18 protein-coding genes are annotated in these 19840 nt (G+C 60.3%); 4 read left to right on the forward strand and 14 right to left on the reverse strand.

What is annotated here, in order from left to right:
• Nucleotides 1-347 precede the first annotated feature (347 nt).
• The gene (dinB, locus tag HU755_RS22460; protein WP_186636664.1) at nucleotides 348-1409 is read left to right on the forward strand and encodes a DNA polymerase IV; all 1062 of its coding nucleotides are present in this window, start codon (nucleotides 348-350) and stop codon (nucleotides 1407-1409) included.
• 122 nt (nucleotides 1410-1531) lie between these two features.
• On the opposite strand, the gene HU755_RS22465 is transcribed toward dinB, so the two are convergent.
• From HU755_RS22465 to HU755_RS22480, 4 genes are all read right to left on the reverse strand, one after another.
• A complete protein-coding gene (locus HU755_RS22465) occupies nucleotides 1532-2485 on the reverse strand; it encodes a hypothetical protein (RefSeq protein WP_186636666.1) in 954 nt (317 codons plus the stop codon).
• Between the two features lie 16 nt (nucleotides 2486-2501).
• A complete protein-coding gene (locus HU755_RS22470; RefSeq protein ID WP_186621187.1) occupies nucleotides 2502-4217 on the reverse strand; it encodes a proline--tRNA ligase in 1716 nt (571 codons plus the stop codon).
• A gap of 128 nt (nucleotides 4218-4345) precedes the next feature.
• On the reverse strand, nucleotides 4346-5905 hold the full coding sequence (locus HU755_RS22475; RefSeq protein ID WP_186636669.1) for an AmpG family muropeptide MFS transporter: 1560 nt from the start codon (nucleotides 5903-5905) through the stop codon (nucleotides 4346-4348).
• 43 nt (nucleotides 5906-5948) lie between these two features.
• Entirely contained in the window at nucleotides 5949-6302 is a 354-nt protein-coding gene (locus HU755_RS22480) for an MGMT family protein (RefSeq protein WP_186621185.1), read from the reverse strand.
• A 166-nt stretch (nucleotides 6303-6468) separates the two neighbouring features.
• Between HU755_RS22480 and HU755_RS22485 the strand changes: the two genes are divergently transcribed.
• Nucleotides 6469-7476, forward strand: coding sequence for a DUF481 domain-containing protein (locus HU755_RS22485; protein ID WP_186636671.1), 1008 nt, complete (start codon nucleotides 6469-6471; stop codon nucleotides 7474-7476).
• A gap of 158 nt (nucleotides 7477-7634) precedes the next feature.
• On the opposite strand, the gene HU755_RS22490 is transcribed toward HU755_RS22485, so the two are convergent.
• Nucleotides 7635-7844: a cold-shock protein gene (locus HU755_RS22490; RefSeq protein ID WP_002554837.1), complete on the reverse strand. Its 210-nt coding sequence runs from the start codon at nucleotides 7842-7844 to the stop codon at nucleotides 7635-7637.
• Between the two features lie 355 nt (nucleotides 7845-8199).
• On the opposite strand from HU755_RS22490, the gene dcd reads away from it, so the two are divergent.
• Complete coding sequence (gene dcd / locus HU755_RS22495; RefSeq protein ID WP_007904652.1) at nucleotides 8200-8766, forward strand: dCTP deaminase; 567 nt, start codon at nucleotides 8200-8202, stop codon at nucleotides 8764-8766.
• Nucleotides 8767-8873: 107 nt separating this feature from the next.
• Nucleotides 8874-9080, forward strand: a complete 207-nt coding sequence (locus tag HU755_RS22500; RefSeq protein WP_039762600.1) for a hypothetical protein — start codon at nucleotides 8874-8876, stop codon at nucleotides 9078-9080.
• Nucleotides 9081-9125: 45 nt separating this feature from the next.
• Here the strand turns inward: HU755_RS22500 and pdeM are convergent, their stop codons facing one another.
• The 9 genes from pdeM to HU755_RS22545 form a co-directional block, all read right to left on the reverse strand.
• The gene (gene pdeM, locus HU755_RS22505; RefSeq protein ID WP_186552416.1) at nucleotides 9126-9782 is read right to left on the reverse strand and encodes a ligase-associated DNA damage response endonuclease PdeM; all 657 of its coding nucleotides are present in this window, start codon (nucleotides 9780-9782) and stop codon (nucleotides 9126-9128) included.
• The gene (locus HU755_RS22510) at nucleotides 9779-12268 is read right to left on the reverse strand and encodes a ligase-associated DNA damage response DEXH box helicase (RefSeq protein WP_186636672.1); all 2490 of its coding nucleotides are present in this window, start codon (nucleotides 12266-12268) and stop codon (nucleotides 9779-9781) included. Before HU755_RS22510 ends, pdeM begins: the two co-directional genes overlap by 4 nt.
• A gap of 187 nt (nucleotides 12269-12455) precedes the next feature.
• Complete coding sequence (locus tag HU755_RS22515; protein WP_186636675.1) at nucleotides 12456-13220, reverse strand: ABC transporter ATP-binding protein; 765 nt, start codon at nucleotides 13218-13220, stop codon at nucleotides 12456-12458.
• Nucleotides 13221-13233: 13 nt separating this feature from the next.
• Complete coding sequence (locus HU755_RS22520) at nucleotides 13234-14352, reverse strand: succinylglutamate desuccinylase/aspartoacylase family protein (protein ID WP_186636677.1); 1119 nt, start codon at nucleotides 14350-14352, stop codon at nucleotides 13234-13236.
• A gap of 12 nt (nucleotides 14353-14364) precedes the next feature.
• Nucleotides 14365-15075, reverse strand: a complete 711-nt coding sequence (locus tag HU755_RS22525; protein ID WP_186636679.1) for an ABC transporter permease — start codon at nucleotides 15073-15075, stop codon at nucleotides 14365-14367.
• A complete protein-coding gene (locus HU755_RS22530) occupies nucleotides 15072-15800 on the reverse strand; it encodes an ABC transporter permease (RefSeq protein WP_186636680.1) in 729 nt (242 codons plus the stop codon). Before HU755_RS22530 ends, HU755_RS22525 begins: the two co-directional genes overlap by 4 nt.
• A 56-nt stretch (nucleotides 15801-15856) precedes the next feature.
• Nucleotides 15857-16639: a transporter substrate-binding domain-containing protein gene (locus HU755_RS22535; protein WP_186552422.1), complete on the reverse strand. Its 783-nt coding sequence runs from the start codon at nucleotides 16637-16639 to the stop codon at nucleotides 15857-15859.
• 372 nt (nucleotides 16640-17011) lie between these two features.
• Nucleotides 17012-18700 carry an ATP-dependent DNA ligase gene (locus HU755_RS22540; protein WP_186636682.1) on the reverse strand — a complete coding sequence of 563 codons (1689 nt, stop codon included), beginning with the start codon at nucleotides 18698-18700 and terminating at the stop codon, nucleotides 17012-17014.
• Nucleotides 18697-19731 (reverse strand): ligase-associated DNA damage response exonuclease, encoded by a 1035-nt coding sequence (locus HU755_RS22545; RefSeq protein WP_186552424.1) that lies wholly within the window; start codon nucleotides 19729-19731, stop codon nucleotides 18697-18699. Before HU755_RS22545 ends, HU755_RS22540 begins: the two co-directional genes overlap by 4 nt.
• Nucleotides 19732-19840: the final 109 nt, after the last annotated feature.

Consider the following 19840-nt stretch of genomic DNA (forward strand, 5'->3'; position numbering starts at 1 on the left):
GGAGCCGGATTTGAACCGACGACCTTCGGGTTATGAGCCCGACGAGCTACCAGACTGCTCCATCCCGCGTCTGTGTGTCGGCATTCTACAGAGGATCGCCGAGCTGTCAACCTTCAATCTGGATAAATCTGTTGAGGTTCAAGCGCTTAGCTCGTTTTCAAGGACGCCGGTCGGCACGCAGCCCAGAGCGTACAAGGCTTCCAGCTCTATTGGCCGTTGGTCCGTGATTGAGAAAACAAATCCTTATGAAGTTTCCTACTGTCGGAAAAGATCCTTCAACCACTGGTGCTATATACAGGTGTCGGTGAGATACTGGCGCTCCGGCTTGCCACGTTTGTTTTTCCTACATGACTCAGCGAAAAATCATCCACATCGACTGTGATTGTTTCTACGCCGCCATCGAGATGCGCGACGATCCGCGTCTGGCTGGCAAGCCGTTGGCGGTCGGTGGTTCGGCGGATCGACGCGGAGTGATCGCGACCTGCAATTACGAAGCGCGAGCCTATGGCGTGCGCTCGGCGATGGCCTCCGGGCATGCCTTGAAGCTGTGCCCGGACCTGACCATCGTCAAGCCGCGCATGGAGGCTTACCGCGAAGCGTCGAAGGAAATTCACACGATCTTTGCCGATTACACCGACCTGATCGAGCCTTTGTCATTGGACGAGGCCTATCTGGACGTGTCGGACAGTGCGCATTTTGGCGGCAGTGCCACGCGCATAGCCCAGGACATTCGTCGCCGGGTCTCCAATCAATTGCATATCACTGTTTCCGCTGGCGTTGCGCCGAACAAGTTTCTGGCCAAGATCGCCAGTGACTGGAAGAAGCCCAACGGCTTGTTCGTGATCACGCCGGACCAGGTCGAGGATTTCGTCAGCGGTTTGCCCGTGAGCAAGCTGCACGGCGTGGGTAAAGTTACCGCCGACAAACTCGGCAAGCTGGGCATTGTTGACTGCGAGCATCTGCGGGAGTGGGGCAGGCTGGCGCTAGTGCGTGAATTTGGCAGCTTCGGCGAGCGATTGTGGAACCTGGCCCGTGGGATTGATGATCGGCTGGTGCATAACGACAGTCGTCGTCAGTCGATCAGCGTGGAAAACACCTACGACGTTGATCTGCCGGACTTGCGCAGCTGTCTCGACAAGTTACCCGAACTGCTGGACACCCTGAAAACCCGTATGGCCCGGATCGACAGCAGTTATCGACCGGGCAAGCCGTTCGTCAAAGTGAAGTTTCATGACTTCACCCAGACCACGCTGGAACAGGCCGGGGCAGGGCGGGATCTGGGCAGTTATCAGTTGATGCTGACGCAGGCGTTCAATCGCGGCGGCAAACCGGTGCGGTTGTTGGGGGTGGGGGTGAGGCTGGAGGACTTGCGCGGTGGGTTTGAGCAGATGGAGTTGTTTGAGCGGTAGATTTGCGGGGTCTGACAGTCAGCCTTCGCGAGCAAGCCCGCTCCCACATTGGATCTGCGTCGTTCACAAATCCCTTGTGGGAGCGAGCCTGCTCCGGGCGGCGTTCCGACGGAGCTTTAGGCTTAATTCGGTCCCGGATCAGCCACCAGTCGCCCGGCATCCTTGGTCAATGCCTTGAGAAACTCGGTTTGCAGTTCAGGATCGTTGCGCGTCAGTTCGATCAGGCTTTGTTCCAGTTCGCTGGCTTCTTCTTCCAGACCCAGTTCCGACAGACGCTTGACCCGGTGTACCCACTGGCTCACTTCGTCGTCTTCCAGATCGTCATAAATCAGCCCGTGCGCCTCCAGCAACTTGCCCCGCAGGTGACTGCTGATCATCAAGGTCGAATCGGAATGCACGTCGTCCTTGGCATCTTCCACGCTGATCTGCAATCGGCCGATATGATTGAGGTCATTTTCGGCAAACGGGCTGTCGAGCAGATTCAGGCGCAGCACGCCATTGCGATCGGTGGTCATGTCGAAGGTCTGCTTGCCGGCCTTGACCTGCACCGGGCGCTCGCTCCATGGCAGGCTCGAATACTCCGTGCGCTTGTCGCGCTGGACTTCATCGATGCCCGCCAGGTTCTGCTGCGCGCGTCCGTTGGACTGCACGTTCATGAACGGGTTGAGCCCGGCGAAACCGTAGCTCAGCCAATCCCGGGTGATGCTGTCGGGCAGGTTGCCGAGGGCAAACACGTTGACCACGTTGGCGCCGACACCGCCGACCACCGCCACCGCACCCAGCGGAATCTCGTAGACTTCGCGCCAGGGTTGGTACGGCGTGTAGCGGTCGTAACGGCGGGTGACTTCGAACTCGGTGACTTCGAAAGTCTTCTGTTCGTTGATCTTCACACGCCGCTGCGGCAGCTCAAGCACCTTGGGCTCGCCGACATCTATCTGCAGGCTGTGGTCGAGCAATTTACGCTCGACCCGCTCCTCGTGCTCGCTGCGTTGGGACATGTGATTGGCACAGCCGCTGACCAGCAGGGCGCCGCACAGGGCGGCGCCACCGAGGCCTAAGGTGTTTCGCTTGAACATGATGTCTCTACTGGTTTCAGCGGCGGATACGGGCCTGCAGGAAGGACAGTACGTCGGCCACCGGCAACGCTTGCGCCTCGCCTTCGGTACGACTCTTGTATTCCAGGTTGCCTTCGGCCAGGCCGCGGTCGCTGACCACGATCCGGTGTGGAATGCCGATCAGCTCCATGTCCGCGAACTTGATGCCCGGGCTGGTTTTCTTGTCGCGATCGTCCAGCAGCACTTCGAAGCCGGCCGCCGTCAGTTCGGCGTACAGCTTGTCGGTGGCCTCGCGCACCTGTTCGGTTTCATAGCGCAGCGGGACCAGGGCAATCTGGAACGGCGCCAGGGTGTCGCTCCAGATGATGCCGTTTTCGTCGTTGTTCTGCTCGATGGCGGCAGCCACCACGCGGGACACACCAATGCCGTAGCAGCCCATTTCCAGGGTCACCGGCTTGCCGTTCTCGCCCAGCACTTCGCACTTCATCGCCTTGCTGTACTTGTTGCCCAGCTGGAAGATGTGCCCGACTTCGATGCCGCGCTTGATTTCCAGCGTGCCCTTGCCGTCCGGGCTTGGGTCGCCGGCGACCACGTTGCGCAGGTCGGCGACGGTCGGAACCGGCAGATCACGCTCCCAGTTCACGCCGAAGTAGTGCTTGTCGTCGATGTTCGCGCCAATGCCGAAGTCGCTCATCATCTCCACCGAGCGGTCGATGATGATCGGCAGCGGCAGGTTCAGCGGGCCGAGCGAACCGGCGCCGGCGCCAATGGCGTCACGCAGTTCGGCATCCGACGCCATGACCAGCGGGCTGGCAACGCCTGGCTGGTTGGCCGCCTTGATCTCGTTCAGTTCGTGATCGCCACGAATCACCAGTGCGATCAGCTTGCCTTCTTCTTCGGCGTGGACGATCAGCGTCTTGATGGTCTTTTCAATCGGCAGGTTGAATTTTTCCACCAGTGCCGCGATGGTTTTGGTGTCCGGAGTGTCGACCAGGCGCAGCTCTTCAGTCGGTGCAGGGCGCGAGGTCTCGCGTGGCACCGCTTCGGCTTTTTCGATGTTCGCCGCGTAGTCGGAACCGTTGCTGAAAACGATATCGTCTTCGCCGGACTCGGCCAGCACATGGAACTCATGGGAGCCGGCGCCGCCGATCGAGCCGTTGTCGGCTTCAACCGGACGGAATTTCAGGCCCAGACGGGTGAACACGTTGCAGTACGCCTGATGCATGCGGTCGTAGGTGACCTGCAGCGAGGCTTGATCGGCGTGGAACGAGTAGGCGTCCTTCATGATGAACTCACGGCCGCGCATCAAACCGAAGCGTGGACGGATTTCGTCACGGAATTTGGTCTGGATCTGGTACAGGTTGATTGGCAGCTGTTTGTAGCTGCTCAACTCGTTGCGCATCAGATCGGTGATGACTTCTTCGTGGGTCGGGCCCGCGCAGAAATCGCGACCGTGGCGGTCTTTGATGCGCAGCAGCTCAGGGCCGTATTCTTCCCAGCGTCCCGATTCCTGCCACAGCTCGGCCGGTTGGGTGCTCGGCATCAACACTTCCAGAGAACCGGCAGCGTTCATTTCTTCGCGAACGATGGCTTCGACCTTGCGCATGACTCGCAGGCCCATCGGCAGCCAGGTGTACAGGCCCGAGGCAAGCTTGCGGATCATGCCGGCGCGCAGCATCAGCTGATGGCTGATCACGACCGCATCGGAAGGCGTTTCTTTCTGTGTGGCGAGCAAAAATTGACTGGTGCGCATGGTTGGCCGTTGTCGGTTGCTATGACTGGAAATGACGCAGCAGTGTACCGGCGAGTGCTGCCGACGTACAGGCGTGCGGTCGGTGGGGCGGTACGACGGCAGGATTCTCCCGCCGCCGACGAAACGTCTTACGACTCTTCGCTGACCGGGGCCGCGGCGGATTCGGGCGTCGGCGTCGGGCCTTCGCGGCGGCTTTCCTGAAACCAGTGCAGCGCAATAAGGACCAGTGTCGGTACGCCGAGCAGTGCGGTGATAAGAAAGAAGCTGTGATAGCCGAATTTCTCCACCAGCACCCCGGAATAGCCACCCATCAGGCGTGGCAGCAGCAGCATGATCGAGCTGAGCAGGGCGTATTGCGTGGCGGAGAACTTCAGGTTGGTCAGGCTCGACAGGTAGGCGACGAACGCCGACGTGGCCAGGCCCGAGCTGAAGTTGTCGAGCGAAATGGTCACCACCAGCATGTGCAGGTTCGGGCCCATGTCGGCAAGCATCACAAACAACAGGTTGGTCCCCGCCGAGGCTACGCCGCCGATAAACAGAATCGGCAGGATGCCGAAACGCACAATCAACAGGCCACCCATGCCGGCCCCGACAAGGGTCATGATCAGGCCGAAGATCTTGCTGACACTGGCGATCTGGTCCTTGGTGAAGCCCTGGTCAATGTAGAACACGTTGGCCATCACGCCCATCACCGTGTCCGACATGCGATAGGTGGCGATCAGGCCCAGCAGCAGCAGGGCCTGCCAGCGATAACGCAGGATGAAGTCATTGATCGGTGTCAGCACCGGCGCCAACCCGCGCCGGCCCATGGCCGACAGGCACAGGCCGGTGAGCAGTGTATAGAGAATGGCGCGCAGGAAGGCGCGGTCTTCGAGCAGCAGGTCCAGAGGACTCATGTCGCCGAACAGCACGCCGGCGAAATCGGTGTTGTACAGCTGGGTGAACATCGCCGGTACCGACACCAGCAAAATGATCAGCACAAACACCGACATCAATTGATGCATGAACGTGTAACGCCCGGCCTGCAACTGCGTGCGCAGCGGCACGGGCGGCTCACGCATGAACAGCGTGGTCAACAGTGCGGGCACCATCAAGGCGCCGAACAAGACATAAGTGCCGGTCCAGGCTGCGTGTTTATAGTTGAAACCGGTGGAGCCGAAACCTTCGGCGAAAAACAAGGCGCCGGCGGTGGCGAGCAGGGCGGCGACGCGGTAGCCGGACATGTAACTGGCGGCAAGGGCGGCCTGGCGGCTGTCGTCGGCGATTTCCAGGCGATAGGCGTCGACCGCAATATCCTGGGTGGCAGAGGCGAACGCGACGACAACGGCAATGGCGATCAGCCAGGACAAGTGTTTCTGTGGATCACAGAAGCCCATGCCGATCAGTCCGAGAATCACCAGCGCCTGCGAGAGCACCAGCCACGAACGACGACGGCCCAGCTTGCCCAGCAACGGCAGGCGCCATTGGTCGAGCAGGGGCGACCAGACCCATTTGAACGCATAAGCCAGACCGATCAGGCTGGCATAGCCGATGGTTTCGCGGGCAACACCCGCTTCACGCAACCACACGGACAGCGTTGAGAACACCAGCATGTACGGCAGGCCGGCGGCAAAACCGAGCAACAACAGCACGAGCGTCGAAGGACTGGCATAGGCGGCGAGCGCGGCGCGCCAGGTTTTACGGGGCATGGGCTGAAGTCTGCCTCAAAATTGCGAAAACAAAGCGCGCACTCTAACCGCTGTGCTCTACCGGACGCCAGCCATGACGCTGAATATCCACACGATTGTTCAGGACGGTAATGCCTTCCATACGCAATCGTGCCCTTTGTTCATCGCCGGAAGGGCTGCCCACCGGCAGGCTGATCCGCCCACCGGCACCCAGCACACGGTGCCAGGGCAGTCTGGTATCGCTCGGCAATTGGCTCAAGGTGCGGCCGACCCAGCGGGCGGCGCGTCCCAGCCCCGCCAGTTCAGCCAGTTGGCCGTAGCTGACCACTTTGCCTTCAGGCACCTGCGCGAGGGTCGAGTAGAGCGCCGTGCGTCGGATTTGCGCTTCGCTCTCGTGGTCATGGATCGCGTCTTTCACGGGCCGGGTTCCTGAGCATCGCTGTGATTAATGCCCCAAGGGTAATCCGTGATCGGGCAGATGAGAAATGAACTCAATAGAAATAGTCCGGTCAGTCCTTGTCATGGGCAGGATCCTGCGGATAATGCCGACTTTTTTTCGCCAACTCTGAGCCCCCGACCTGCTTATGTTCTCCAGAACCCTGTTGTGCCTCGCTGTTTGCAGCACGTCCATGCCCCTGCTTGCCGACACCGTCTGGTTGAAAAACGGCGACAAGCTGAGCGGCACTATCACGGTATTCGATGGCGGCAAGCTGTTGATCCAGACCAAATACGCCGGTGCGGTCGCGATTGACTGGAAAGAGGTCAAGACCCTCGATAGCGATCAGCACTTGCTGGTCAAGCAGGACGCCTACACCGGTGAAGTATCGAAGTCGCTCACCGCGGCGGATGACGGCAAAGTCACGCTGGCTAACGGTGATGCGCCGAAAACTGTCGAGCTGGCGAGCATTCAGCAGATTCTCAAGCCCAAGCCGATCGTCACCGACCTGGTGTGGAAGGGCAATGTCGACCTGGCGCTGGACTATCAGCGCGCGGAGAAGGACACCGACGACTACGATGTCGGCTTCAAGACATCGGCGCGTCATGGTCGCTGGCGGCATACCGCTGAAGGCGAGTACAACCGCGAAGTGCAGGATACGGAAACCACCACCAACAACTGGCGTGCCGAATACTCCCTCGACCGCTTCCTGACCGATCAGTGGTTCTGGCAAGGGCGCCTGAACTACAAGCGCGATCATATCGAAGAGCTGGCGCGCCAGCGTGTGGTCGGTACCGGTCCGGGCTACCAGTTCTGGGATGACGAGCTGGGCGCGTTCTCGTTGGGTTCGCTGCTCAACCGCACCGATTACGAATACCGCGATGGCAGCAAGGACAACTTCTATTCCGTTGCCATGAAGTGGGATTACAACCGTTACCTGATCGGCAAGAAGGTTGAGTTCTTCACCAACGGTGAGGTCGGCAAGCCACTGTCGGGTGTAGCTGATTACGCGCTGGACGCCGAGTTGGGGCTGCGTTACAAGGTCACTGACTGGGCATCGCTGAACCTCAAGGCCGAACGCGACATTATCAGCGGCACCAACGATGCGGATTTGAACAAGACACGCTACACCGCTGGGTTTGGTGTGGCCTGGTAAGCAAAAGCAAAAGCAAAAGCAAAAGCAAAAGCAAAAGCAAAAGATCGTCCGAGCGTGGCCCGAGCCTTCGGACGATTTTTTTTACGCCATGAAAAAACAGACGCCCACAAAAAAGCCCCGCTTTTAAGGGCGGGGCTTTTTTCTAAAGAAGCTACAAGTTAGATAACTTGTACTTCTTCAGCTTGCATGCCTTTCTGACCGCGGGTAGCGATGAAAGAAACCTGTTGGCCTTCTTTCAGGCTTTTGAAGCCGTCGGATTGGATAGCTTTGAAGTGAACGAACAGGTCGTCACCGGATTGTGGGGTGATGAAGCCGAAGCCTTTTTCATCGTTGAACCACTTAACGGTACCGGTTTGGCGATTAGACATGGTGTAACTCCTTGAACAAAGATAACTGCGACTCAGGAAGAACCCTGGCCGAGACTGAGTGCAAAGAGCAGGAAAAATTCTTGTAGATGGTTGGATCGAAATTCAACATATCGTGTAGAGATTCTCAGTGACACAAGCAACACAGTGACGCCACCTTAACCCTTTTTCAGGAACGTGCCAATGGTTCTTGCGAAGGTTTCTCTGATTTCGGGATCGACGGTCTGCCAGTTCGTCGCCAGAACGCGTAATTACGGGGTGTTCGCCGAGAATTGCGATGTGCACTTTGAACGCGGCGGCGCGCCCGGTAAGATGCCGGACAGAATTTTTCCACCTCGCTATTCAGGACAAACCCGCCATGAGCATCAAATCGGACAAGTGGATTCGCCGCATGGCGCAGGAACACGGCATGATCGAACCGTTCGTCGAGCGCCAGGTGCGCGGCAGCGACGACAGCCGGGTGATTTCCTACGGCGTGTCGAGCTACGGTTACGACGTGCGTTGCACCAACCACTTCAAGGTGTTCACCAACATCAATTCGGCCATTGTCGACCCGAAAAATTTCGATGCCGGCAGCTTCGTCGACATTCACAGCGATGTCTGCATCATTCCGCCGAACTCCTTCGCGCTGGCCAGCACCGTTGAATACTTCCGCATTCCGCGCAATGTGCTGACCATCTGCCTGGGTAAAAGCACCTACGCGCGTTGCGGCATCATCGTCAACGTCACCCCGCTCGAGCCTGAGTGGGAAGGCCACGTGACCCTGGAATTCTCCAACACCACCAACCTGCCGGCGAAGATCTACGCCAATGAAGGCGTGGCGCAGATGCTCTTCCTCGAGTCCGATGAAGAATGCGAAGTGTCCTACAAGGATCGTGGCGGCAAGTATCAGGGCCAGCGTGGCGTGACATTGCCGCGTACCTGATTTGCCATCCGACGGGCGTCGGGAATTCTTTGGCGGGCAGACACTCTATGGGGTGTACTGCCCGTTTTTGTTACAGACAAATACGGGCCTTCAATGAGGAGTGCCCTATGAAGATCGATCCGCGAATCAGCGCTGAACTGGCAAGGCTTGAGCCCAATCAGATAGGCGTCCTGGCCTGGTCGTTATTGGCGAATCCGTCTTTGAGCCTGTCCGGCGTGCCGGGTCAGCCCGATCCCGATACTCCCAACGAACAGCCGACCGAACCGGGTGAACCGACGCTGCCGGACGAACCGCCTCCGGCGCCTGTCGCCTGATTTACCTGTAGGTCGATGGCTCGTCTATCGAGGTCGGTGAGGACTTCAGTTGACGGGCCATATTTCGTTGTCACCGATGACAAAAATCCTGCACGTGTCGTCCCGCTCGACCGCATAGCCGCCAGTGAACGCGCCGAAGGCCGGTAGCAGGCTGACCTGTTCGCCCAGCCTGAAGCATGCCAGTCTTAGCCGTTGCCGTCCCTTGCCATGCAAGTGATAAACGGGGTGTACGTGCCCGGCGAGGACGTGTCGCTCCGGATGCGGGTCCGGCTCGTGCTGTAAGGCGAACGGCCCCAGCAGCATGGGCTCGGGCACCACACGAATGTTCAGCGAGGCTGGTGGATCGCCGGCGCGCTTGTCGTGATTGCCGCGAATCAGCGTCATCGGCAACGCGGTGTGCCGAGCTCGCCATTCGGCTAACGCGCTCAGCGTGGCCGGCGCATGCGAGCCCGGGCCATGGAGGAAATCCCCGAGGAAGATCAACTGGCGGCACGGCAGCCTCGCCAACAGCGCGTCGATCACCGCGATGTTGCTCGCAGTGGTGCCATGCGGCACTGGCTGGCCGAGGCTGCGATAGGCCGCCGCTTTGCCGAAATGCACGTCGGCGATCAACAGGGCCTCCTGCGCTGGCCAGTACAACGCCTTCTCCGGCAGCAGCCACAATTCTTCGCCTGCCAGACGCACCGGGTACGCCGCGCTCATGCTGACTGCGCCTTGTCAGCGGTTTTTTCCAGATCTCCAACCATTCTTCTGATCCTGTCCGCGAGTTTTTCCGAACTCATGCTTTCGCGCATCCGCTCCACCAGCAGGGGGAATCCCAGCGGCGTAGGACGTTTAACCTGATGCACGTCCAGTTTCATCCGTTTGATGCGTTCCAATGTCTGTTCCAGGCGACGAATATCCAGCTCTTCGCGCAGGACTTCTTCCCCGGCCTGCGCCAGCAGCAGGTTGTCGGCGTCGTATTGTTTGAACACCTCGAAGAACAAGCCACTCGACGCTTGCACTTGGCGGGTGCTTTTCGGTGCACCGGGATAACCGGCGAACACCAGTCCGGCAATGCGTGCAATTTCGCGAAAACGGCGCAGCGCCAACTCGCCAGCATTGAGGCTGGCGAGCACATCCAGCAACAGGTCATCGGCGTTGAACAGTCGTGCATCGAGATGCTTCGACCAATCCAGCGGCGTGGCGCTGAGCAATTCCAGCCCGTAATCATTCACCGCTATCGAAAAGGTCACCGGCTGGCGCTGGCTGACCCGCCATGCCAGCAGACTCGCCAGTCCCAAATGCACTTGACGCCCGGCAAACGGGTAGAGGAAAAGGTGCCATCCTTCGCGGGATTTCAGCACCTCGGCCAGCAGATTTTCGCTGGTAGGCAAGCCGGACCAACGCATCTGTGTTTCCAGCAGCGGTCGCAGTGCCTGCATTTCCGGGCCGGCAAACTGACCACCGGCTGCCGCGCTGAAACGCGCGACCACCGCTTCGGCCAGTTCGTTGGATAACGGCATGCGTCCGCCATTCCAGCGCGGCACCGCGGCTTTTTTCGCGGTGCTGCGCTTGACGTAGGCGGTCATGTTCTCCACCCGTACCAGTTCCAGCAGGCGGCCAGCGAAGAGGAAGCCATCGCCGGGTTTGAGTCGAGCGATAAAGCCTTCCTCGACACTGCCCAACTGTTTACCCCCACCACCCTTGCTCCAGAACTTCAGATTGATGCTCGCGTCGCTGACAATGGTGCCGATGCTCATTCGGTGGCGTCGCGCCAGACGAGCATCCGGCACCCGCCAGACGCCATGTTCATCCGGCTCGACCCGGCGGTAATCCGGGTAAGCCGTCAGCGACATCCCGCCATGGCGTACGAAAGCCAGCGCCCAGGCCCAATCGGCAGGTGTCAGATCGCGGTAGGCCCAGGCGCCACGGACTTCTTCGTATAAATCTTGAGGAATAAACCCACCGCCAAGGGCCATGCTGACCAAATGTTGCACCAGTACATCCAGAGGCTTTTCCGGCGACAGACGCGGTTCGATGCGGCGTTGCTCGACGGCATCACGAGCCGCAACCGCTTCGATCAGCTCCAGGCTGTGGGTCGGCACCAGCGTCACGCGCGACGTGCGCCCCGGTGCATGGCCGGAGCGCCCGGCGCGCTGCATCAAACGCGCGACGCCTTTGGCTGAGCCAATCTGCAGCACGCGCTCGACCGGCAGGAAATCCACACCCAGGTCCAGGCTTGAGGTACACACCACGGCCTTCAACTGCCCGTCCTTCAAGGCCTGTTCGACCCAGCCACGGGTCTCGCGCGACAGCGAACTGTGGTGCAAGGCAATCAGCCCGGCCCAATCCGGCCGCGCTTCAAGCAGTGCCTGATACCAGATTTCCGATTGCGCCCGGGTGTTGGTGAACACCAGGCTGCTGGCGCAAGCGTCCAGTTCGGCCACCACCTGCGGCAGCATCTTCAGACCGATATGCCCGGCCCAGGGAAAACGCTCGATGGCCGGCGGGAGAAGGGTGTCGACCAGCAGGTTTTTTTCGCTTTTGCCCTGAACACTGATACCGCCGCCCTGTGGGATCAGTACTTGCTCAGCGTGGGATTGATTGCCAAGGGTGGCGGAAACGCCCCAGACGATCAGTTCAGGCTGCCACTGGCGCAGGCGGGCGAGGGCCAGTTGCAACTGCACGCCGCGTTTGTTGCCGAGCAGCTCGTGCCATTCATCGACGACGATCATGCGCAAGGTCGATAGCGCCGTGCGAGCATCGGCTCGGGCAAGTAACAGCGTCAGGCTCTCCGGCGTGGTGATCAGTGCGGTCGGCAGGCGCCGGCCCTGACGCGCGCGTTCGCTGCTGCTGGTGTCGCCGGTGCGCAGCCCGATGCTCCATGGCAGTTGCAAATCATCGACCGGTGCCTGCAAGGCGCGCGCAGTGTCGGCGGCGAGGGCGCGCATGGGCGTGATCCACAGCACGGTCAGCGGTTCGGCCGGCGGTTTGCGCTTGCGCAGCGTGGCCGCTGGCGCTTGTCCGCGGGCGAAGCGATTGAGCGCGGCAAACCACACCGCGTAGGTCTTGCCCGCGCCCGTGCTGGCGTGGAGCACTCCGGATTCGCCGTTTTTCACCGCCGCCCACACCTGTTTCTGAAAGGCGAACGGCTTCCAGTCGCGGGCGTTGAACCAGGTTTTTGCGTGGTCGGGGGATCTCGCCATGCCGGCTGCGTGCGCTCTGGAGGGGTTGTTTCAGAGACAGCGAAGCGGGCGGACAAGTTTAACTTGGGCTTGCCCCGATCCCTGTAGGAGTGAGCCTGCTCGCGATAGCGTCATCACATCCAGCATTGATGTGACTGACATACCGCTATCGCGAGCAGGCTCACTCCTACAGGGAATGTGTATGGCGTTATTTCAGGTTGCCGCTGAGAAATTGTTTAAGACGTTCGCTTTTCGGGTTGCCCAGCACTTCTTCCGGCGCACCTTCTTCTTCAACCAGGCCCTGATGCAGAAACAGCACCTGGCTGGACACCTTGCGCGCAAAACTCATCTCGTGCGTGACCATGATCATCGTCCGGCCTTCTTCGGCCAAGCCTTGGATCACTTTCAGCACCTCACCCACCAATTCCGGATCCAGCGCCGAGGTCGGTTCATCGAACAGCATCACTTCCGGCTCCATCGCCAGCGCCCGGGCAATGGCCACGCGTTGCTGCTGACCGCCGGAAAGAAAGGCCGGGTATTGATCGGCAACCCGCGCCGGCAGGCCGACCTTGTCCAGATACCGGCGGGCGCGGTCCTCGGCCTCCTGTTTGCTGCAGCCCAGCACCCGGCGTGGGGCCATGGTGATGTTTTCCAGCACGCTCATGTGGCTCCACAGGTTGAAATGCTGGAACACCATCGCCAGCCGCGTGCGCAGGCGTTGCAGTTCATCGGCATCCGCCACGTGCATGCCGTGGCGGTCGGTGACCATGCGGATCGCCTGGCCGTCGAGGCTCATGGCGCCGTCGTTGGGTTGTTCGAGAAAATTGATGCAGCGCAAAAAGGTGCTTTTGCCCGAGCCGCTGGCGCCGATCAGGCTGATCACGTCGCCGGTTCTGGCCTTGAGCGAAACGCCTTTGAGCACCTGATGATCGCCATAGCTTTTGTGCAGGCCTTCAACGGTCAGTTTGTACATGGGACGAGCATCCTCAAGGCGAAAGTAGGTAGCCGCTGCGATAGGCTTCGGCGCCCGCGACGTGGGCGATGACCATGCCGGCAGTGGCCATGCGCCGCAGCGAGCGCGCGTACAGCAGGCCGGCGGCGGTGCAGTGAATGGGGGTGACCTTGTCGTGGATCGGGTCGATGATTTCGGCAATCTGCTGTCCGGCTTCCAGGTATTGGCCGGGCGCCGCGCAGTACACCAGCAGGCCGCCGACCGGTGTGGTCACAGGTTCCACGCCGGCCAGCGGCGTGGCCGGGAATGGCAGCGGCGGTTGCGGCTTGGTCTCGCCGACGATGGCGTCGAACTGCACCAGATAATCGATCAGTGCCTGGCAGTCGCGACTGGCCATTGGATGGTTGACGTCACCCTGACCGCGCAATTCGACGGTGACCGAGAAACTGCCCAGCGGAATGTCGAACTGCTCGGCAAAACGTTCTTTCAATTGCCACCACAGCAGGGTGAAGCATTCGTCGAACGACTGGCCGCCGGAATCGGTGGCCAACAGGCTCGCCCGGGACTCGATGTAGCGCGCCAGAGGTTCGACCTGCGGCCACGCTTCTGGCGTGGTGTAAAGATGCACCACCGATTCGAAGTCGCAGTGCAAATCCAGCACCATGTCGGCGTCGCAGGCCAGGCGTTGCAGGGTCAGGCGCTGAGACTGTAATTGCGTCGTCGGGGTCTGGCGGGCGAGCGCGTGGCGCAGGCTGACGCGAATCAGTTCGAGGTTGTGCTGCGGGTCGTCGTTCAGTTGGCTTTCGATGGCGTTGCCGATCTCTTCACTGAGGTCGACGAACCAGCGATTGAAGTTCTGCCCGCTCTCCAGCTCATAACGGCCCAGCGGCACGTCCATCAGCACTTGTTCGAGGCCGACCGGGTTGGCTACCGGCACCAGCACGATCTCGCTACGCAGGCGGCCGGCCGCTTCCAGCTCCGCCAGGCGTTGCTTGAGGTGCCAGGCGACGAGCATGCCCGGCAGTTCGTCGGCATGCAGCGAGGACTGGATATAAACCTTGCCCTTGGCCTGCTCCGGGCCGAAGTGGAAGCTGTGAATCTGCCGTGCGGTCCCCGGCAGCGGGGCCAGCAAGTCATGAATCTTGTGGCGCATTGCAAAAGAGTCCTAGTGAGTCGGGCCGAGGAAGGCCAGCCAGCGGCGTTCGGCGAGGCGGAACAGGCCGACCAGGGCGAAGGTGATGGTCAGGTAGATCAGCGCGGCGATGCCGAACGACTGAAACGTCAGGAAGGTCGCCGAGTTGGCGTCCCGAGCGACTTTCAGGATGTCGGGGACGGTCGCGGTGAAAGCCACCGTGGTCGAGTGCAGCATCAGAATCACTTCGTTGCTGTAATAAGGCAACGAGCGGCGCAGCGCCGACGGCATGATCACGTAGGCATACAATTTCCAGCCGGTCAGGCCGTACGCCTTGGCCGCTTCGACTTCGCCGTGGTTCATGCTGCGAATCGCTCCGGCGAAAATCTCCGTGGTATACGCGCAGGTGTTGAGGGCGAAGGCGAGGATCGTGCAGTTCATCGCATCGCGAAAGAAACTGTCAAGGATCGGCTGTTCGCGCACGGAGGCGAGGCTGTAGATCCCCGTGTAGCAGATCAGCAGCTGGATATAGAGCGGCGTGCCGCGGAACAGGTAGGTGTAGAACTGCACCGGCCAGCGAACATAGAAGTGCGGCGAGACGCGGGCGATCGACAGCGGAATCGAGACGATAAAGCCGATGCAGATCGAGGCGCTCAGCAGCCACATCGTCATCGCCAGTCCGGTGATGTTCTGGCCGTCGGTATAAAGGAAGGCTTTCCAGTATTCCTGCAAGAGTTCGATCATCGCACGGCCTCCCGGGCGCCGGCAGCGTAGCGGCGTTCGAGCCAGCGCAGAATGAAGTTCGAAGCACTGGTGATCAGCAGGTAAATCAACGCCGCAAGGACCAGAAAGTAGAACAGCTGATAGGTACTTTTGCCCGCGTCCTGCGCAGCCTTGACCAGATCGGCCAGGCCGATGATCGACACCAGCGCGGTGGCCTTGAGCATGACCATCCAGTTATTGCCGATGCCCGGCAGGGCGAAGCGCATCATTTGCGGGAACACCACGAAGCGAAAGCGCTGGCCGCGTTTAAGACCATAAGCGGTGGCCGCTTCGACCTGACCACGGGGCACGGCGAGGATGGCCCCGCGGAAGGTTTCGGTGAAATAGGCACCATAGATGAAGCCCAGCGTCAGCACGCCGGCGCTGAACGGGTCAATCTCGATGTATTCCCATTCCATGTAATCGGTCAGCGTGGTCAGCCAGGTTTGCAGGCTGTAGAAAATCAGCAGCATCAGTACCAGGTCCGGCACGCCGCGAATCAGTGTGGTGTAGAGCTGGGCAGGCAGGCGCACCAGTTTGACTTTCGACAGTTTGGCACTGGCGCCGAGCAGACCGAGCAACACGGCCACCAGCAGCGACATCGCCGATAATTTGATGGTCATCCAGGTGCCTTGCAGCAGCAACGGGCCGAAGCCGTGCAGGCTGAAGGAGGCAAGCCCCAGATTTTGCAGGAGGGTTTCGAACATAAATCAGCAACCTGAGCGGATGGAAAAGGCGCCCATCGTGGATGGGCGCCGGAGCATTATTTGCCGCTGTACAGATTCAGATCGCCAAAGTGTTTCTTTTGAATCTCGGCGTACTTGCCGTCGTCGTGTAACGCTTTGATACCTTTATCCAAAAGTGCTTTCAGCTCAGTGTTACCTTTCTTGATACCGATCGCGGTTTTCGACGGCAGCAATTCGCTGTCCACTGGCTGGCTGATTTCATAATCGGCGCCTTTTGGCGACTTCAAAAAGCCCAACTCGGCTTGCAACATGTCCTGGATGCCAGCGTCGAGACGGCCGGAGGTCAGGTCGGAATACACTTGATCCTGGTTCTGGTAGGCCTGGGTTTTCACGCCGGCCTTGTCCAGCACGGCTTTGGCGTAGGCTTCCTGAATGGTGCCCTGCTCATAACCGACAGTTTTGCCCTTCAGCGAGGCGGCATCAGCGGTGATGCCGGAGCCCTTCTTGAACACGTACGCGGTCGGGCCGGAAAACAACTCGTTGGAGAAGTCGATGACTTTTTCGCGGGCCGGGGTCACGGTCATCGACGAGATCACACCGTCGAATTTGTTGGCCTTGAGGCCCGGAATCATGCCGTCGAAGTCGCTTTCGACCCACTTGCACTTGACCTTCAATTCGGCGCAGATCGCGTTGCCCAGGTCAATGTCGAACCCGACCAGGCTGCCGTCGGCCGCTTTCGACTCGAACGGTGCGTACGAAGGGTCGACGCCAAAGCGCAGCTCTTTGTATTCCTTGGCCAGCGCGGAGCCGGCGGCCATGCACAACGCCAGTGCAGAAAGGGTCAGCAATGCTTTTTTCATTATTCAATCCCTAAGAACCAATATGAGCGCTTGTGGCGCAGAATTATTGTTACTGCAACGCTTACGACCTATAGAAAGTAGCAATTTCCGAACCAGAGTCCCGAACAAGTGTTTTAAAAGGGTTGAGCGGGGAGGCAGGAGGACGATTGAATGCCCGGAAACGGGCGTTGCGATTTCGGTGCACCGCTTTGGATCAAGCGCGAAGCAGAGGGTAGTCAGTAAACTGTGGCGAGGGGATTTATCCCCGATCGACTGCGCAGCAGGCGCAAAAACCTGAGTGCACGATTTCAGGGGGAAATTGCTGGGGCCGCTGCGCAGCCCATCGGGGATAAATCCCCTCGCCACAGGGTTCTGCGTTGTATCGAGAACCAATCAGGCCAACAGGTCCTGCAGGGTGGCGAGGCTGTCGGCTTCTTCCACGGTTTTGTCCTTGCGCCAGCGCAGCATTCGCGGGAAACGCACGGCGATTCCGCTTTTGTGCCGGCGGGAAAGGGCGATACCTTCGAAGCCCAATTCGAACACCAGACTAGGTTTCACGCTGCTCACCGGGCCGAATTTTTCCACCGTGGTCTTGCGCACGATGCTGTCGACCTGGCGCATTTCTTCGTCGGTCAGGCCCGAATACGCCTTGGCAAACGGCACCAGCGTGCGTTGGCTCGACTCCGGCGGGCCGTCCCACACGGCAAAGGTGTAATCGCTGTACAGACTGGCGCGGCGGCCATGCCCGCGCTGGGCATAGATCAATACCGCATCGACACTGAACGGGTCGACCTTCCACTTCCACCACACGCCCATGTCCTTGGTCCGACCGACGCCATACAACGAGTCGCGCGACTTGAGCATCATGCCCTCGACCCCCAGTTTGCGCGACGCTTCGCGCTGGCGGCCGAGGTCGAACCAGTCTGTGCCGGTCAGCACCGGCGAGGGCAGCAGCACCGGGCTGTTGCAGCGGGCGATCACCTGCTCAAGTTGCGCACGACGTTTGACTTGAGGCTGGTTGCGCCAGTCTTCGCCCTGCCATTCCAACAGGTCGTAGGCAAGCACCACCACCGGCACTTCATCGAGGATTTTCTTGTCGAGGGTCTTGCGGCCGATGCGTTGTTGCAGCAGGGCGAACGGTTGCACCGCCGGCGGCTCGCTGGATTGCGGATCGAAGGCATCTTCGGTGGTTGGATGGGTGCTTTTCCACACGACGATTTCGCCGTCGATCACCGTGCCGTCGGGCAGACCGTGTACCAGCACATCGAATTCGGGAAAGCGCTCGGTCACCAGCTCTTCACCGCGCGACCACACCCACAACTTGCCGTCACGCTTGACCACTTGCGCGCGGATGCCATCCCACTTCCATTCCACCTGCCAGTCGCTGACGGGCCCGAGCAACGCGTCGAACTCCTCGACCGGTTGCGACAAAGCGTGGGCGAGAAAAAAGGGGTAGGGCTGACCGCCGCGCTGGGCATGCTCGTCGGCGGATTCCGCGGCGATCAGCTTCAGATAACTGGCGGCGCTGGGCCGGTTCGACAGATCGGTGTAACCGACCAGACGCTGGGCCACGCGTTTGCTGTCCAGCCCGGCCATCGACGCCAGCGCGCGGGTGACCAGCAGTTTCGATACTCCGACGCGGAAGCTGCCGGTGATCAGTTTGATGCACAGCATCAGGCTGGGCCGGTCCAGTTGCGCCCACAACGCCGGCAGTTGCCGCGCCAGGTATTCAGGGCTTTCGCCGCGCAGTGGCAGCAGTTTGTCTTCGATCCATTCGGCGAGACCGGCCTCGGAGCTGTGCGAATTCTCCGGCAGCACAAGAGAAATGGTCTCGGCCAGATCGCCGACCGCTTGATAGCTCTCTTCGAACAACCATGGCTGCAGCCCGGAAACTTCGACGGCCAGCTCGCGCAAAATACGCACCGGCACCAGTTGCCGTGGGCGCCCGCCGGACAAGAAGTACACCGCCCACCCGGCATCTTCCGGTGCAGCCTGGGCGAAGTACGCCTGCATCGCCGCCAGTTTGGCGTTGCTGGACGTGGTCGCGTCGAGTTCGGCGTACAACTCGGCGAAAGCTTTCATGCGGACGTCTCGGTAACGGTGGGCTCGACGGCGATGTTGTCCTCTTCGTCATCGCCGTATTCGGTGTTGAAGCCTTGTGCGTCCAGGCCCTGTTCGCGCAGGTGACGCACGAGCACGCCGATCGAACCGTGCGTGACCATCACCCGTTCTGCGCCGGTCTGGTTGATCGCCCAGAGCAGGCCGGGCCAGTCGGCGTGATCAGACAAGACAAAGCCGCGATCCACGCCACGCCGCCGGCGAGTACCGCGCAGGCGCATCCAGCCGCTGGCGAAGGCATCACTGAAATCGCCGAAACGGCGCATCCAGCTACTGCCGCCCGCCGAGGGCGGGGCAATAACCAGGGCCTGACGCATCATCGGGTCGGTTTTTTTCACATCGCCGGCGTAAAGGGTTTGCGGCAGATACACGCCGGCTTCGCGATAAACCCGGTTGAGCGGTTCCACCGCACCGTGGCTAAGGATCGGCCCGAGGCTTTCGTCGATGCCGTGGAGAATCCGCTGGGCCTTGCCGAACGAGTAGCAGAACAACACGCTGGCCTTGCCGGCGGCGATATTGGCGGCCCACCACTGATTGATTTCGTCGAAAATCTGCGCCTGCGGTTGCCAGCGGTAAATCGGCAGGCCAAAGGTCGATTCGGTGATGAAGGTGTGGCAGCGCACCGGTTCGAATGGCGCGCAGGTGCCGTCCGGCTCGACCTTGTAATCGCCAGACGCGACCCAGACTTCGCCACCATATTCCAGGCGCACCTGCGCCGAACCGAGCACATGGCCGGCCGGATGAAAACTCAGGGTGACACCTTGATGGCTCAGGCGCTGACCGTAATCAAGGGTTTGCAGATTGATGTCCTGGCCCAGCCGTGCGCGCAGAATGCCTTCACTGGCGCTGCTGGCGAGGTAATGCTGATTGCCGCTGCGCGCGTGATCGCCGTGGGCATGGGTGATCACCGAACGTTCGACCGGCCGCCACGGATCGATATAGAAATCCCCGGCGGGGCAGTACAGACCTTCGGGTCGGGCAATAACAAGATCCATGTCGTGACCGGAATGGAGGGCTTGTTAAATATGAGGCTGGGGTGAGGCGGGAAGTTCTATCGACTTTTAAGGGCGATGCAAAGCCAATGTGGGAGCGAGCCTGCTCGCG

This window comes from Pseudomonas sp. SWRI111, from assembly GCF_014268555.1.
Classification (GTDB): domain Bacteria; phylum Pseudomonadota; class Gammaproteobacteria; order Pseudomonadales; family Pseudomonadaceae; genus Aquipseudomonas; species Aquipseudomonas hamedanensis.